General features: G+C 45.9%; 13 protein-coding genes and 2 pseudogenes. 8 read left to right on the plus strand and 7 right to left on the minus strand.

Annotated features, from left to right (window positions below; all coding sequences use genetic code 11):
• A partial coding sequence (locus tag DXZ20_RS37730; RefSeq protein WP_250565897.1) for a hypothetical protein occupies positions 1-577 on the minus strand: 577 nt, incomplete at its 3' end.
• A 112-nt stretch (positions 578-689) separates the two neighbouring features.
• Positions 690-1601 carry a polysaccharide pyruvyl transferase family protein gene (locus tag DXZ20_RS23745; RefSeq protein ID WP_163659271.1) on the minus strand — a complete coding sequence of 304 codons (912 nt, stop codon included), beginning with the start codon at positions 1599-1601 and terminating at the stop codon, positions 690-692.
• Between the two features lie 676 nt (positions 1602-2277).
• Here DXZ20_RS23745 and DXZ20_RS23750 point away from each other — a divergent pair.
• From DXZ20_RS23750 to DXZ20_RS23770, 5 genes are all read left to right on the plus strand, one after another.
• Positions 2278-3525, plus strand: coding sequence for a response regulator (locus DXZ20_RS23750; protein ID WP_250565898.1), 1248 nt, complete (start codon positions 2278-2280; stop codon positions 3523-3525).
• Positions 3526-3546: 21 nt separating this feature from the next.
• A complete protein-coding gene (locus DXZ20_RS23755; RefSeq protein ID WP_250565899.1) occupies positions 3547-4647 on the plus strand; it encodes a chemotaxis protein CheW in 1101 nt (366 codons plus the stop codon).
• 74 nt (positions 4648-4721) lie between these two features.
• The gene (locus tag DXZ20_RS23760) at positions 4722-6080 is read left to right on the plus strand and encodes a methyl-accepting chemotaxis protein (protein ID WP_163701323.1); all 1359 of its coding nucleotides are present in this window, start codon (positions 4722-4724) and stop codon (positions 6078-6080) included.
• 65 nt (positions 6081-6145) lie between these two features.
• Positions 6146-8665 carry a hybrid sensor histidine kinase/response regulator gene (locus tag DXZ20_RS23765; RefSeq protein WP_163701326.1) on the plus strand — a complete coding sequence of 840 codons (2520 nt, stop codon included), beginning with the start codon at positions 6146-6148 and terminating at the stop codon, positions 8663-8665.
• Between the two features lie 2 nt (positions 8666-8667).
• Positions 8668-9081: a response regulator gene (locus tag DXZ20_RS23770; RefSeq protein WP_163659268.1), complete on the plus strand. Its 414-nt coding sequence runs from the start codon at positions 8668-8670 to the stop codon at positions 9079-9081.
• Positions 9082-9895: 814 nt separating this feature from the next.
• On the opposite strand, the gene DXZ20_RS23775 is transcribed toward DXZ20_RS23770, so the two are convergent.
• Positions 9896-10273 (minus strand): hypothetical protein, encoded by a 378-nt coding sequence (locus DXZ20_RS23775; RefSeq protein ID WP_163701328.1) that lies wholly within the window; start codon positions 10271-10273, stop codon positions 9896-9898.
• A gap of 362 nt (positions 10274-10635) precedes the next feature.
• On the opposite strand from DXZ20_RS23775, the gene DXZ20_RS23780 reads away from it, so the two are divergent.
• A complete protein-coding gene (locus DXZ20_RS23780) occupies positions 10636-11655 on the plus strand; it encodes a glycosyltransferase (protein WP_250565900.1) in 1020 nt (339 codons plus the stop codon).
• A 117-nt stretch (positions 11656-11772) separates the two neighbouring features.
• On the opposite strand, the gene DXZ20_RS23785 is transcribed toward DXZ20_RS23780, so the two are convergent.
• The gene (locus DXZ20_RS23785) at positions 11773-11850 is read right to left on the minus strand and encodes a hypothetical protein (RefSeq protein ID WP_348918292.1); all 78 of its coding nucleotides are present in this window, start codon (positions 11848-11850) and stop codon (positions 11773-11775) included.
• A 44-nt stretch (positions 11851-11894) separates the two neighbouring features.
• A pseudogene (locus DXZ20_RS23790) lies at positions 11895-12144 on the minus strand (type III glutamate--ammonia ligase); the annotation flags it as partial.
• A 296-nt stretch (positions 12145-12440) separates the two neighbouring features.
• Here DXZ20_RS23790 and DXZ20_RS23795 point away from each other — a divergent pair.
• Complete coding sequence (locus tag DXZ20_RS23795) at positions 12441-13154, plus strand: type 1 glutamine amidotransferase (protein WP_163701330.1); 714 nt, start codon at positions 12441-12443, stop codon at positions 13152-13154.
• Positions 13155-13159: 5 nt separating this feature from the next.
• On the opposite strand, the gene DXZ20_RS23800 is transcribed toward DXZ20_RS23795, so the two are convergent.
• On the minus strand, positions 13160-13663 hold the full coding sequence (locus DXZ20_RS23800) for an anthrone oxygenase family protein (protein ID WP_163701333.1): 504 nt from the start codon (positions 13661-13663) through the stop codon (positions 13160-13162).
• A 60-nt stretch (positions 13664-13723) separates the two neighbouring features.
• Here DXZ20_RS23800 and DXZ20_RS23805 point away from each other — a divergent pair, with 60 nt between their 5' ends.
• Positions 13724-13918 carry a hypothetical protein gene (locus tag DXZ20_RS23805; protein WP_163701336.1) on the plus strand — a complete coding sequence of 65 codons (195 nt, stop codon included), beginning with the start codon at positions 13724-13726 and terminating at the stop codon, positions 13916-13918.
• Here DXZ20_RS23805 and DXZ20_RS23810 read toward each other — a convergent pair.
• A pseudogene (locus DXZ20_RS23810) lies at positions 13915-14169 on the minus strand (glutamine synthetase); the annotation flags it as partial. The gene DXZ20_RS23805 and the pseudogene DXZ20_RS23810 sit on opposite strands and share 4 nt — an antisense overlap.
• Positions 14170-14551: the final 382 nt, after the last annotated feature.

A 14551-nucleotide genomic window follows, 5' to 3' on the forward strand; every position in this document is an offset into this window, starting at 1 on the left:
CAGGCGCAAAGTTAGGACGCTGCCTCAGGAAAAATAGATCATTTGGAGCATTGTCCAGAATGAAATAGCGAAAGGTAACCGTCTGATTAGGATTTACAACGCCCCCCGTAAAGTTCACAAAGTCTCGCACATCCGTAACTTCATCAACCACTGAAAAGGCATTGGAGCGTGGCCTAACACTGGGAATACCTTGGGCAAAGGATAAACCATCTTCCTCAGGGCTAGGCACCCGAAACTGTTCCTGTAGCTCATGGTCAAAAAACACCCAAGGCGTGTTAGTGCGGTTGGTCACCACTGACTCTAGACGAAACCCGATCAACCCCTCCCTACGTAGTCCTTCAATGGATAAGAACAGATCTATATTAGGCCCCGTAACATCTTGAAAAATTCTTAAGGCATCAGACGTTCTTTCTCCCCTTGTAATTCTAAAATCACCTGTAACTTCCCTGAATGTTAGATTTTCTAAAACAAGGGTGGCGGCTTCGGCTGGAGCCGCCCACAGCCCTAACGTTACAAGCAGAGCAACCGTTAGCCCCCGCTTGCGCGGAACATACTGGGAAAAGGCGATGAGAGACATATTTTAAAGGGAAAATTCTGCTTTGCCTTTAGTCTAGCTAAACAGAATCAATTCATGTTGATTTTCCTGATGTCAGCCTTTCTTCCCTGTGTTAAGCAACCCGCCTAACAATTTACCAAGCTATAGGTTGCTTTAGAGAACTTAATGCTTCTTCTAATTTCATAGTCAATCGCTCAATGGTATTGTCCGTACTCAAAACCGGTCGACCATGTTTAATCACCCTGGCTAACGTATCTGCCGCAGACGGGGACAGAAGTTTTGTCGGCTGAGATGACAATATCTGCTGTCCCCACTTAGCCCGCAGCCATCCTGCCTGTAATGACGAGCGCAATCCCCTCGCATAGTTTGGATAGTCTGGAAGGGGTAACAATCTCTGGGGACGATAGGGCACAGCGATTGAGGCGCACCAGTCTTGCCATTTAAAACTCAGAATTCTGGGGCTGGTAATCATAGGAATCCAAGCCGTTCTGAGAGCATCGGCCACAATCGCCCCATGCATTGCTTCCGCTAGTAAAACATCAATACAGCTAATGGCCTCTAAGACCTGTTCTATGGGCCAACGAGGATCAATGTAACCAATACCCACCTCTTCACATCGGGATTTCCAGATGCCATCGGCAAAATTAGCATGGTGAATATGGGGCATAAACCCATGGGAAAACACTTTTTTGCCGATGGGAGAGAAGCAACGACGCACCAGGATGCCTCCATCTGTAATTGCTTTTTGGCGAGGTAGTTTTAGACGACGGGCCGATAACGGCCCCCGAACGCAGGCAATGTGCCAATGGGGCGGAATTTCGGTCAGAGGCTGTTCATAGCCTGCACCGCTACTAAATATAATCAGACGCTGTGCATGGGCCGTGCGCTCTGGCAATCGATGATTCAATAATGTCCCTGTACCAATAAATTGGGTGGATTCATCATCATCAAAAAAATTTGGTAGGAGTTGGGGCCACAACCACCTATTCAGCTCATCACCAAAATTAGGTTGGCCATCCCGTCGTTGGTAATAAAAGATTTTCATAGGCTATGGCTATTTTCGCATGCTTGATCCCTGTACACTCCCTTGGTTAAGTTTTTTTTAGGTTAAATTATCACACCTACTTTCCATGTTCATCTTTTAATTTAGTGGGCACTTTAACCATATCAAATCAACAATGAGATTAAACATTTTCATCTTAATCTTGTTGTTAACTAATAATTAATGTCAAGCTAAATTGATCGCTTGTTCGAATGCTTTACCATCTAAATCACTGCCAAAATGGTCGATATGTTCATCAGTTTGTTGGCAACATAAGATCATTTTTATCCTCTTCTAGATCCTAGGCGAGAGAAAATTAATGCGTTAGTTTGACGCTGATTAAGTCCTGCGCTTCACCCTTTATAAACCGTGAACAACACGTTTGATTTTTGGGGTTCGCCCCCATCTCCTAAAAGCTTTGGGGACGGGTCCAGTCTCCTCGGCTTAACTCCTCGAACCGAAATTTGAACGCTCGCCAAATGTCCAAAACCGGAAAAGAAACCCCAATGTCTGATAGCTAATGAGAACCCATTGCTTACTTGGACCGTGCGATTTTTAACTGGCCGCATTGATAGTTATCGTAGATTCACGTACGTAGAGACTCTGATTGCAGATCATGGCAATGGCTACGCCATAAAAAGATTTTAGAATCTTCCAAATTTTCCATAGGAGAGGATTGATGCTTCACTTTAAACCTAAACAGCTAGGCGATTCAATCTTAGAATTGCAACATAGTAATTTTAGTGGAGTTGCCTATGTAGAGCTACTGCCAAATGTTCTCCAGAAGAAACATCCTACTGTTTTAGTGTTGCATAATGGAGAACTTACGTATTGTGGGTTCTCACTACCTGATCCAACGAACTTTTCCAAAGCGCTGGGGCAACAGTTCGATTTAGAAATCATGGCAACGGCTTTACAGCTTGCCCAGAAAAGAATTGATGATCAGACCTCTATACGTAAATATCTAGAACTTTTTATTCGACTTAAGTTATTTGCCTGGGACGATATCGAAAGATATATGCGCAAGCAAGTCATCTTAACCCTAGAACAAATCTTTCCCTACGCTGGCAAGATCGTATTAAATAGGTCTGTTGCCGTGGATCTTACCTATGGAGACGATGGTCATGGATTTACGTGGGATCAGCTTGAACTGGAGTTCATGCAGCGACAACAGGTATGGGCGTCCCTAGCGGATGTAATTCCAGCAGCCAATGCCATTCCTTATCAGCTTAACCATAGTCGCCAAACGATCACCGATGATTGGGCCAAGCAACATGTACCCCAATGGATAGATGGTCAGCGCACGCTGTATGATATTGCCCACCACATCAATCTAGATCCCCTGGAACTTGCCCATAAGTATCGCAAACTTGTTCAAATGGACTGGATTACGTTTGAACAAGAGAAGTATCTGGCTGCGCTTCAAAAGCCTCAGAAAACAGTTATTAATCAACCTCCGACAACGAATGAGTCGCAGAAAGTTAATGTTAATTCTTTAGAAAAGAGTACACATAGTCCCGCCATTCCTACCGCTAACGCAGTCGCTGAGAATCGGCCTACGATTCTCAGTGTTGATGACAGCTTAGTGGTACAAACCATGATTAAACGGGCTATTGGCGAGCAATATAATGTGCTATTGGCGAGCAATGCCATGGATGCTCTTAGCCTATTAAATAAGGAAAAAATCGAACTAATGCTGTTGGATGTAACGATGCCTGACATTGATGGACTAGAACTTTGTCGAACCGTACGCAGCATTGGTCGATTTCGGGATCTGCCAATTGTGATGCTCACTGCTAAAGATGGAATGTTTAATAAAATCAGAGGGCAAATTGTTGGCTCAACCCATTATTTGACCAAACCAGTTGATCGTCCAAAACTGTTGGAGGTTTTGACAAAGTATGCTCCCATTACGGTGATGTCATAACACTTTTATCGTTAAATAGCTATGATGGACAACCAATCCTACTTGTTTTTTGAACTTGATGATTTGCAGTATGGCATTGAAACCTCTCAAGTTCGAGAGATTTTGAAACTTCCCGAATTAACACCGATTGCCGATGCGCCAGGCGATATTATTGGTATTCTGAATTTTCGAGGCAAAATTCTGCCGATTATGCATCTCGCGAAGCGCTTAGGGCAGGGCAGTCCCCTTTGTCAGCTTAGTGACAGTATTATTGTTATTGAGTGGCAAGGTTTGCAGGTTGGTATGGTGGTCAACCAGGTTTATGATGTTCAGTCTTTGTCGCCATCTATCATTGAAGCGGTTCCCACCTATGAGTTGAGGGAGCATGCCCATACGGCATTTGCTGCAGGTATTGCTAAGGTCAATGATAGTCTGATCACATTGTTGAACCCAGAGACATTAATTCGCCAAACGGATGCAGTAGAGACCATAGCCTTAGAGTCTAAACTGGATGATGTCGAGTCTGACGGTACGACGGCTTATCCAAATGAGCAGGTATTTGAAGCCCAACAGATGCCTATTATCACCAACTTTTTCTCACTGTATTGTCCGAATATTTCGTCAGAGGAACGGCAGATTTTTCGCCAGAGGGCCGATGCCCTCGTCCATTCCCTAGAAAGCTCTGGGGCTGATATTAATAAGTTGTTGCCTTTGGCCGTATTCAGATTAGAGGAGGAATACTTTGGCCTAGATCTGCAACGGGTGCGGGAATTTATTAATGTGCGCAATGTCAGGGCCATTCCCTGTTGCCCTCCCCACATTATGGGCAACATTAATTTGCGCGGAGAAGTGATGACCTTAATTGATATTCGAGGGGCGTTGAATATCTCTCAGGCAGTGGACGAAGTGCCTAAGGCTGTTGTGATTGAGGTTGATGATATTGCTGCTGGTATAACGGTTGATCAAGTGCTGGATGTAATCTATATTCCCCCATCAGACATTGCTTCTATGCCTGCAGCGTTACCTCAGCATTCTCAAGTATTTTTCCAAGGGGCCACACGCTACCGTGAGAAAAACTTGAGTATTCTTGACCTCCCTAAGCTCTTTTCGGATGGGGGGTTAATTGTTGATCAAGCAGCCTAGCAAGCCCCTGGTGCTACCGACCACTCTCAACGTTCTTGACCAATTTATTTGCAATCTAACTTAGGATCGATCCCATGAGAATTACTGCACAGCTCAAATACAGTATTATCGGACTGGCTGTTTTGACCGCAGGTGTAACCATCTTTGAAAATGTTCGAACTCAGGAGGGTGAGTTTGATGGTTCTATGGTAAACAAAGCAGGTATTGTTCGCGGAGCTAGCCAAAGACTTGTTAAACTGGAAATCCATGGCCAACCCAGTGATGAACTGATCACTAAAATCGATACTCATATTGATGGTCTGCTCAACGGTTCTGAAGAGCTGAAGCTGCATAAGCAGAAGGATAAGACGTTTGTCGATGCTATGGAAAAGGTTGATGCCAACTGGGAGGTATTAAAGGCAGATGTTCTTGAATATCGTAGAGATCCTAGTCAAAAGACTCAGTTGATCAAAGACAGTGAAACCTTCTTTGAAGACACTGATAAAGCTGTACAGGCAGCGGAGAACATTACGGTGGCGCACATTAAAGAAGTAGGTAACACGCAGTTGGCGTTTTTTATCTTTGACATTGCGGTACTGGGCTTTATTTTCTGGCTTGTTTTGCGGACAGCGAAACTACTGCAAACCTCGATTGCATCGGTGGCTAACAGTTCTTCAGATATTGCGGCAACGGTTGAAGCGCAGGAACAGGCTGTCACAGAACAGACCTCATCGGTAACCCAAACCACCTCTACCATTGAGGACCTGGGTGCGGCGTCACTCCAGGCGGCTCAAAAGGCGGATACCTCTGCTGACGGTGCCCGTGAAGCCCTGACCCTATCGGAAACTGGAAGCCAGGCGGTGGAAAACACGGTACAGGAGATTGAGGAGCTACAGTCTAAGGTGGGTGCGATCGCAGATCAGATTATGCAGCTGAGTGAACAAACCGACCAGATTTCGATCATTTCAAACCTGGTGGCGGACGTGGCAGACCAAACGAACATGTTAGCCCTAAATGCAGCGGTAGAGGCAGCCCGAGCCGGTGAACAAGGAAAGGGTTTCGCGGTGGTTGCGGGTGAAATTCGAAAGCTGGCAGACCAAAGTCGTGACTCAGCCAGTAAGATTGGTACCCTGGTAGAAGCGATTCAGTCCTCCATTAACAGCACGGTAATGGTGACAGACGAAGGGACGAAAACAGCAAAAGCAGGTATTGAAACCGCAAAAGATACCGCCAATGTCTTTAATCAGATTGCAGAAGCGATTAACGAAGTCTATAACAACTCTCAACAGATCGCCCAAACTGCAAAACGGCAGGCGGTTGGTGTACAGCAGGCTGTCTCTGCGATGAACACCATTAACTTGGGAGCAAAAGAGACCGTTAGTGCAGTGAGTAAAGTACAAGACTCCACCGAAACACTGAAAACGATTGCCAAAGAACTACAGGTCGCAATCTAACCTTCTGTTGTGGGGTAGAGAGATTAATCATCTCACCCCATCTACCCCATTCATCAAGAAATATCATGTTTATCGAAGATGAAGAACTGCGAACGCTCTATCGAGACGCAAGTAAAGACCATTTAGACAACTTAGAAGCTGGGTTTCTACATTTAGAAAAAAATCCAGATGATCTAAATAATCTAAAAAATCTATTGCGGGCTGCCCACTCGTTAAAGGGAGACTCCCGCATGTTAGGTGTCCAGGAAGCGGAAACTTTAACACATCAATTAGAGGAACTCTTAAGTGGTGTCGAAAAAGGGGAACGAGATGTCACACCTGCCTTCTGTGATTGTCTCTATCAGGGGTTAGACGCCATCCGCAAAATTGCCCATGAGGCCTTTACGGGGGAAGCGTCAAATGTCAGTGTGTTTCATGTGATGGCTCAGCTGATCAATGCTGGAGAAGCCTCTGAGCCAATCACCATTGCCCCTGCTGCTGAGGAGCGGGCCATGCTGGAATGGATGCCCACCAATGCGCCCCCACAGCCTGACTATAACGACTCTGTTGCCGTCATCACGCCTCCTGTCATAGAAGAGGAAGAGACGACCTTAGGCATGGGCGCTAATCTTGAGCACTCTGTCCTCAAACGACCTACTCCAGACGAAACCAGTGTTGTTATTCCCCCTCCGCCAACCATAGAAGAGGAGACAGCCTTAGAAGAGGAGACGGCCTTAGCCATAGGTGCTGACGCCCCCCCTATCTCCAGATCGCTAACTCCAGACGACCCCCAAGAAAGCACTCAGCAGCCATCTCAGTCTGAGACGATGTCACATGAGGGCTATCACATTGACACTATTCGGGTTGAAGCCACTAAGCTTGATACCTTAATGACCCAAGCCAGTGAGTTAGCTGTGACCAAACGACGGATTACTCGTCGGATGGATGATATTGATCAAGTGCTTCTGTTCTGGGAGAACTGGGTTCGTGATAGTTTAAAGCAAAAATTAACGTTGAATAGTCTGGAGAATGCACAATCAACAGACCAAGCCCTAAATTCGATACAGGCCTTACAACAAACCACAGACGAGCGTCTAGATCAACTAGGCGATCTCTTAAAGCAGCTCAGAAATACCTCCTATGAAGACTCTGCCCAGTTAGAGACCCTCTCTAATGATTTAGAATCAGGGATTCTCAAACTGCGCCAGGTGCCATTGTCCAGTATGTTTAACCTTTTCCCTCGTATGGTCAGGGATTTGGCAAGACAGCAGAGAAAGAGCATTAATTTAGTCATTGAGGGAGAAGATATTCAGGCAGATAAACGGATCTTAGAAGAGATGAAGGCACCGTTGAGCCATCTTATCCGTAATGCCATTGACCATGGAATTGAGGCTCCAAGCGAGCGCATTGCCATGGATAAGGTTTCTATGGCTACAATTTGCATCAAGGCTCGACAGCGAAATAATCGCCTTGAAATTGAAGTCATTGATGATGGTCGTGGTCTTAGTTTAGAAAGCATTAAACGTACAGCTCTGCGCCGGGGACTCTATACCGAAGCCCAGTTGGACAAGATGGGCGATGAGGAACTTCAATACTTGATCTTCACGCCTGGATTTTCCACTCGAACGGTTGTCACTGAAATTTCTGGTCGGGGTGTGGGATTAGATGTTGTACGGGTTAATGTGGAGCGCCTGAAGGGAACTATTCAAGTGGATTCCACCCCTGGTCAAGGCTGTACATTTCGATTCACCATCAACACCAGTTTAGCCACAGAATCGGCCTTGATTGTTGAAGCTAACCAGGCATCCTATGCCATTCCTGTTGAATCTATTGAAAACATGATGCGGGTTATCCCCCAGGATATCTTCACCCTTGATGGCAATCCGGCAATTACATTTCGAGAGAATCCATTGTCTGTTGCCTGGTTGACAGATCTGTTGGGATTGCCTGTATCAGTAGCTACCCAACCTCAGCTGAATAGCGTTAACCCATCAGTCCCCTGTGTTGTCCTTAAAGTTGGACCTAGCCAATTAGGCATATTTGTTGATAACCTAATCGATCAACAGGATATTGTGTTGAAGCCCCATAGCAAACTCCTTAAACAAGTACGCAATATTTCTGGCGCAACTATTTTGGGATCAGGGGAAGTCTGTATGGTACTCAGCCCCCAGGACCTGATTAAATCTTCCAGAGGTGAGAAAATCGGCGCTAAGGTTACTGATTGGGAGCCTATAGCGGTTAAACCGAAAGTCCTGCTAGTGGAAGACTCGATTCCGATTCGTACCCAGGTAAGACGGATTCTCGAAGGGGCGGGCTATCAGGTAACAACAGCGGTCGATGGTCTTGATGGCTTCAATAAACTACAAACAGGAGATTCCTATGATGCTGTGGTGTCTGATGTGGAAATGCCCAATCTCAGTGGCCTGGAATTAACGACCCGTATTCGTCAGGAGGCACAATATGAAAAATTGCCCATTATCTTAGTTACAACATTGGCTAAAGATGAAGATAAACAGCGTGGTGCTGACGCTGGAGCCAATGCCTACATCACCAAAGGTGATTTTGACCAAAGTCTACTTCTCACTACTCTTAGGAGTTTAATTTAACCATGGCTAACCCCATTAAAGTTGTTTTAGTTGAAGATTCTGCCATTGCCTTACAAATTCTACAGCGGTTAATCGATTCATCACCCGAGGTAGATGTTGTTGGTACCGCTCAAGATGGCTCTGATGGCTTGAAAGTAATTGCTCAAACAATGCCAGATGTTATCTGTACCGACCTACAGATGCCCAAAATGGATGGTCTAGAGTTTACGAAAAAAGTCATGTCTGAATTTCCTCGACCGATTCTGGTGGTAAGTAATACTGTACACCCAGGCGATGTAGACAATATCTATAACTTAATGCAGGCAGGAGCACTAGACTTTTTTCCAAAGCCCACTTCCGGATCAGCCACAGACTATGAAAGACTTAAAAATTCGTTGATTACTAAAATCAAAGTCTTAGCAAGTAAGAGAGTGTAATCTTGGCTCTGGGTGTTTAGTTTCAGCCTGGTCCCCTGGTTCTTCTGTTGGGAAGAATCAGGGGACCAGGCGATTCTAGTCTATGTTCTCTTCCAGAGGACTGTTGTTGTGGCAATGTGCAATATAATGTACACACATCTCGGCAGAGAGTTCAGAATCCTGCATTACCCCCCTAAAGCCCTCCGGGCATGGGCTAAAGCTAAGGTAAGGGGTGAAACTCCAGTCCTCCCCCTTACCAAGCAGGGTCGTTTCATGTTCACCAGAGAAAATCTGTAAGGCTTATTACTTCGTTCATACTGAATCGAAATATGATCGGAGGGAGCCAAAACCGGTTGCTTGGGGTCCCTCCGAGTTCCCCAAACCCCCATGGTTAGGGCCGGGAGGCCGCCCTAAGACCCAGCCGCCTAGGTTGTCCTCAATGGCATTAACTTAAGGGTTACGGCGGGGTCGATTAATCAGGTTATCGCATTGTTGTTTGGCCCACTTCCAAGTAGGGCATGTCTTTCCTCAAATGAGCTTTCAATACCTTCAAATTTTCCGTCTAGACAATGAAATAGCCCTGCCCTTACCAAGGGGGAGTTAGAGGGGGTGAGGCAACCACGAATGCTAGTTTCCAGTACTTGTAGGGAAGGTTTAATCTGAAAAATGCTGGCTTCGGACAAGTCTGTTGGATCGATGCATTCCCTAGATCAGCAACAGCAAAAATCCAGAACGATTGACAGCCGTTCTGGACATAAACTAATGGAGAGCTATCTGACGCTATGGGAGTTAGGAGCAACCTAATGTAATTTATTTTGCTACCTAGCTTTGATTACTAAACTTGTAGGGCTTGCTCAATCTGGCGTAGCTTAATACGAGCTAGACCTAAATTTGCTTTTTCTCGATCCATCACCATGTAAAAGAAGACACCTTCAAGGGCTTCACAAATGCGAATTAAGTGATACTGATTCTTCAAGCTGATGAGAATATCTTCGATGGGTGATGTGATTCCTAGACCCTCACGGGCTCTGTTTTTAGCCTTAATCACTTCAGAGTTGAGGGCAATTGCTTGCTCTAGCTGCATTGAGGAGAATGTAGCTTCATCTTTACTAACCTGACCTAGGGAAAATCCTGTAGACCAATCTCCAATAGCAGCTCCGATCGCACCATCGACAGATAGTGAGCTTTGAATAGACTCTTTGACGTTATTCATTTTAACCAACAACCTTAGTAACAATAATGTTGATGTTGTACAAGCTGAACATGCTTGAGCTGACCCTAAGATTCCCGAACAAGGCTTAGGTGTTTCATTTGTCTTAGATCTTGCACTCATGTTGGTGATGGGACAATAACCCACGCTGGGTTCAAAACCCAGCGCTAATCAAGGGCTGTCTGCTGAAGCGACAACTTGGCTGTGGGGCTCTGGATATAGACCTTTTACCGATCACTCAACCCCTACTCTTCGAGAAGTCTTACGCCTATAGTGGATTTTGATGGGATTAGCCGTGCGACTTTGAGTCCACAGTGGGCTAACTGATAAAATTATCGTAACCATTTACAAATTCCTGGGGAAGTTTGAAGAATTCTGCGTCTGTTGATATTTGCTTTTACATTCCGACGACATTTTGGCCTACTCAGTTACCCTTCTCAAGTGCTGAGAACTGGTCGGGATTTGGGTTAGGGATTTATGCCTGGACTGTACAGACGTATCTCAAACTACGGGAAGCAGGGGTTGCCTGTCGGCTAACTGATCAACTGCCTGAGGAGGGCATTGTTCTCTTTCATGCCAATGCCACTCGGGGAGGGAATATTCGCCCCGGTGCCCATCGGTTGCTTATTTGTTTGAAGGCAGAGGCAACGTTATGCGCTCAGGCCCAATTCCATGTGGTACAAAATCCTTGTGAGGCAGTTGGATGGTTAGGTTGTTATTTCATACCCCATTGGCCGCAACCTGGACTACAGCCTCGTTTGGCAGAGCGAAAAAATCGGTTTGAAACTATTGCATTTTTAGGACATCGCAACAGTTTAGCTGCTGAGCTCATGGAACCAGAGTGGGAGAAACAGCTACAGCAGCGCGGCCTGAACTGGCTACCTGTAATTAATACTAATGTGTGGGATAGCCATCAAGCCGTGGATACTCGCTGGAATGATTATCGAAACATTGATGCGATTGTGGCGGTGCGTCAGTTTAATCTGAAGCGTCCTGGCTATCGTCGTAAGCCTGCCACTAAACTTTATAATGCCTGGTTAGCGGGTGTTCCAGCCATAGTGGGTCGAGAGCTGGCCTACCAAACGGTGGGTACTGCTGGTGTGAACTATTTAGAAGCTAACTCTATGGCAGAACTGTTGTCTTGTTTAGATAGACTGCGACAAGATAGCTTACTGCGGGCAAGGATTGTCAAAAAAGGACAAATCCGCTCCATTCACTATACTCCAGAAGTGATTACTCAGCGATGGCAACAGTTTTTGAATGAGGTGGCGATACCAGCTTACCAGGCCTGGTGTAGCTGTTCTGACTGGCGACGTCAGGTGCAATATGGGCAGGCTAGGTTAAGGAATTATGGCGATCGCATCACCCGTCGTCTAAATCTCTAACCAGTCATTTTCTATACCTTCCTCAAATGCCAGCCGCGGGGTTGTAGAAAGTTAGCGATGCCCAGGGTGGAAAGTGTAGAGCCGAACCCATGACCGTCATCCCATGGGTAACATTAGTTAACACCGTAGGGGCAAAATACCAACCAGGGCAATGGCCTTGGCCACATCCATGGGTGCACCGCCACCCACCGCCACAATGCTGTCAGCTTGATGGTGGTGATAGGTCTCCAGCCCAGCTATTCCATGTAGTTCACCAACGTAGAAATCAGATCAAACTGGCGCATAAGATTGATCTGATCGTAGCAAGGACGTTCTGCAACATCCTTCTCATCGGCAATCACACTTTTCTACGGAAGCGATCTGGGTAGCTGGCACCAGCTTTGCCCGGGTACCGCCCAACAGGTCAGTATATGAAACCAGAAAAAATTTAATGCCCAGCTCTTTTGCTTTTTCGACCAGTGTTTGCGTCTGCGTCTGCGTTCCTACCATAATCTGAGGATCCATAGGCTATGCTCCCTCAGTAAAACAGCAGTAATAGGCAGCTTTTGTAGCTGTGGCTACCATCTGATGAAGCATCACACTTAATCAAGCTGCTTGACCTATAAATCATAGCGATTACAAGAGTTCAGCCTTGATAAATAGCTGTCGCTTATCATAACAAATGTAACAATAGTGACTATTCATTTAGTCAACTTGAGGACAGTTTGATATGGGTAATATCGCTAGCATGGCTTTTAGCTAACCGCCTGTTGGCATCAAACTATAGGTTGAAGATTGCGATCGCAATGAAAATTCTAGTTATTCAAAACAGTGTTCGAGATCCCATTGGCATTTTAGGAGACCATTTAATCTATCAGGGTGCTGAACTGACCACCTGGTTCCCAGAACAGCAACCCAACTTACCTGAAGGAGCGTTTTCAGGGCTAATTATCCTGGGGGGACATATGAATGCCCATGAGGATGACAAGTATCCTCATTTACAGCAGGTGGTTACTCTGATTCATCAATTTCACGCTGAGAACAAGCCCACCATGGGTGTGTGTCTGGGGTCTCAGTTAATTGCCCGAGCCTTTGGTTCTCAGGTATATCCCCACAGTACACCAGAATTGGGATTTTCTCCGTTGGCGGTGGTGACAGATGCCGTCACAGAGCCCTGGCTAAAAAATTGCCCTGTCAATCTGCACATTATGCAGTGGCACTTCGACACATTTGATCTGCCAGGGCCAGCAACATTGTTAATGACCAACGATATTTGTAAGCATCAAGCCTATCGCATCGGCACCAATATCTATGGGTTTCAGTTTCACCTGGAAGTTACCCCAGAGATTATTGTGGATTGGCTAACGGCGAAAAGTGACTGGATTGATACCCACTATCCCAATCTAGACCAGCAAATACAGAAACAGATAAACATCCATACTGACAATGCTGCCACCTTTGCAGAACAGGTTGCTTACCATTGGCTTACACTGTTTCCTGATGCTGTTTCCAAATGGTGAAGGGTTCAAAGTTGAAAGAGGACAACCATCAACAAGATTGAAGTCAGGCTCGCTAATAGGGTTCGGCTTACGTTCCATTGATTCCAACGAGGTTCAAAGTGCAGACGGGCGGTTCTGAGCGCCGTTCCCTCCATGGCATCGATCTGTAGCATTTGGAGTTTGTTATTTAGCGGGACGTTAATTGTGAATGTGGGTAATTGGACGCCAAGGATATAGAGCAGCGGAGTTACAAGCAACAGCATACTCTGCATGCCATCCAGTTGCCCAATACCCAATCCGGCAGCGGCCAACAACGCTACGATTGAACCAACCCAGGTGGCGACAAATATCGGCTGGTTATTTTGGATAACTCCGTCGATCACTTGAAAAGCCCGGATAAACTCCCGATCATTTAACGTTTTAATTCCTGGCATAACGACTGAGGCAAACGCAAAAAGGAAGCCTGCCACGAGAGAACATAACAATGTTGCCAAGAGTAAGATAATTTGGAAGCTAGCTGTGGTTGACATGGGTTGAGTCTCCTAATTTGAGGGGTCGCTATAGTGATATTTCGGAAACTATATAGGGAGATGAAATCGCAACAGAGTAAAAAATTTTTGATAGATGATGCGATCGCGCCACTCCCAGAAATTTCCTCGACAGTTTCAGCTTATGGAAACTGCCGAGGTGGGGCTGTCTATTTCTTGCGGGACTATCACAATCTTGCGGCGGATGGCCAACATCCTTTGGAGGGCCAGCATATTAGTTTACGAACCCACTCTTAAGGTAGGCAGTAAAGATAGTTTTCTACATCCCAATCACTGGTGGTAGCCAGGAAGCGTATCCACTCATCTCGTTTGTATTCGTCAAAGAGACGATACATTTCACCGGGCAATGCCGACTTAATGACCTCATCATCGGCAAGCCGTTCTAAGGCCTCCCCAAAACACATGGGTAGCTTCTTCAGATAAGGATTCACCATCGAATCCACTGCCCGATATTCAAACCGTCCCGGTGCAGAAACTCTCAGACAACAGGGGGAAAACGGCTTCCAGAGAATCCACTTTCATCTGATTTTGTTGGGCAGTTGGTGAGTCGTTTAAGTCCCCTGTTTCATGGAGAATTTGAAACAGGCATCTACCCCGATGAGTGGTATTAGCTTTCGAGGCTGAGTCTACCCGATGTAACGCGGGAAATGTGTAACGCATGGAAATGAGATCGCACCACCCGCCGTCTCAACCTCTAAAGCTTCCACCAAACCATGGCCCACTCCCCTGATCGGCATCACCCAAGTCACTCAGCTACTCTCAGAAAAGTCTTATGAAAAATTCAGTTTTTGGTCAGATGGCACTCAGCCGCTGGCGACATGTTTGTAATCGGGGGGCAACAGTTTTCAGTCTCAGAAACTGTCACTAGAT

It is taken from the genome of Adonisia turfae CCMR0081, from assembly GCF_011009555.1.
Taxonomy (GTDB): Bacteria; Cyanobacteriota; Cyanobacteriia; order Phormidesmidales; family Phormidesmidaceae; genus Leptothoe; species Leptothoe turfae.

Bases quoted from the DNA above. Each gene is read 5' to 3' on its own strand.
- DXZ20_RS23755 (WP_250565899.1), top strand. From the start codon at position 3,547: ATGATGGACAACCAATCCTACTTGTTTTTTGAACTTGATGATTTGCAG.
- DXZ20_RS23765 (WP_163701326.1), top strand. From the start codon at position 6,146: ATGTTTATCGAAGATGAAGAACTGCGAACGCTCTATCGAGACGCAAGT.
- DXZ20_RS23775 (WP_163701328.1), bottom strand. From the start codon at position 10,273: ATGAATAACGTCAAAGAGTCTATTCAAAGCTCACTATCTGTCGATGGT.
- DXZ20_RS23770 (WP_163659268.1), top strand. From the start codon at position 8,668: ATGGCTAACCCCATTAAAGTTGTTTTAGTTGAAGATTCTGCCATTGCC.
- DXZ20_RS23795 (WP_163701330.1), top strand. From the start codon at position 12,441: ATGAAAATTCTAGTTATTCAAAACAGTGTTCGAGATCCCATTGGCATT.
- DXZ20_RS23745 (WP_163659271.1), bottom strand. From the start codon at position 1,601: ATGAAAATCTTTTATTACCAACGACGGGATGGCCAACCTAATTTTGGT.
- DXZ20_RS23760 (WP_163701323.1), top strand. From the start codon at position 4,722: ATGAGAATTACTGCACAGCTCAAATACAGTATTATCGGACTGGCTGTT.
- DXZ20_RS23750 (WP_250565898.1), top strand. From the start codon at position 2,278: ATGCTTCACTTTAAACCTAAACAGCTAGGCGATTCAATCTTAGAATTG.
- DXZ20_RS23805 (WP_163701336.1), top strand. From the start codon at position 13,724: ATGAAATCGCAACAGAGTAAAAAATTTTTGATAGATGATGCGATCGCG.
- DXZ20_RS23800 (WP_163701333.1), bottom strand. From the start codon at position 13,663: ATGTCAACCACAGCTAGCTTCCAAATTATCTTACTCTTGGCAACATTG.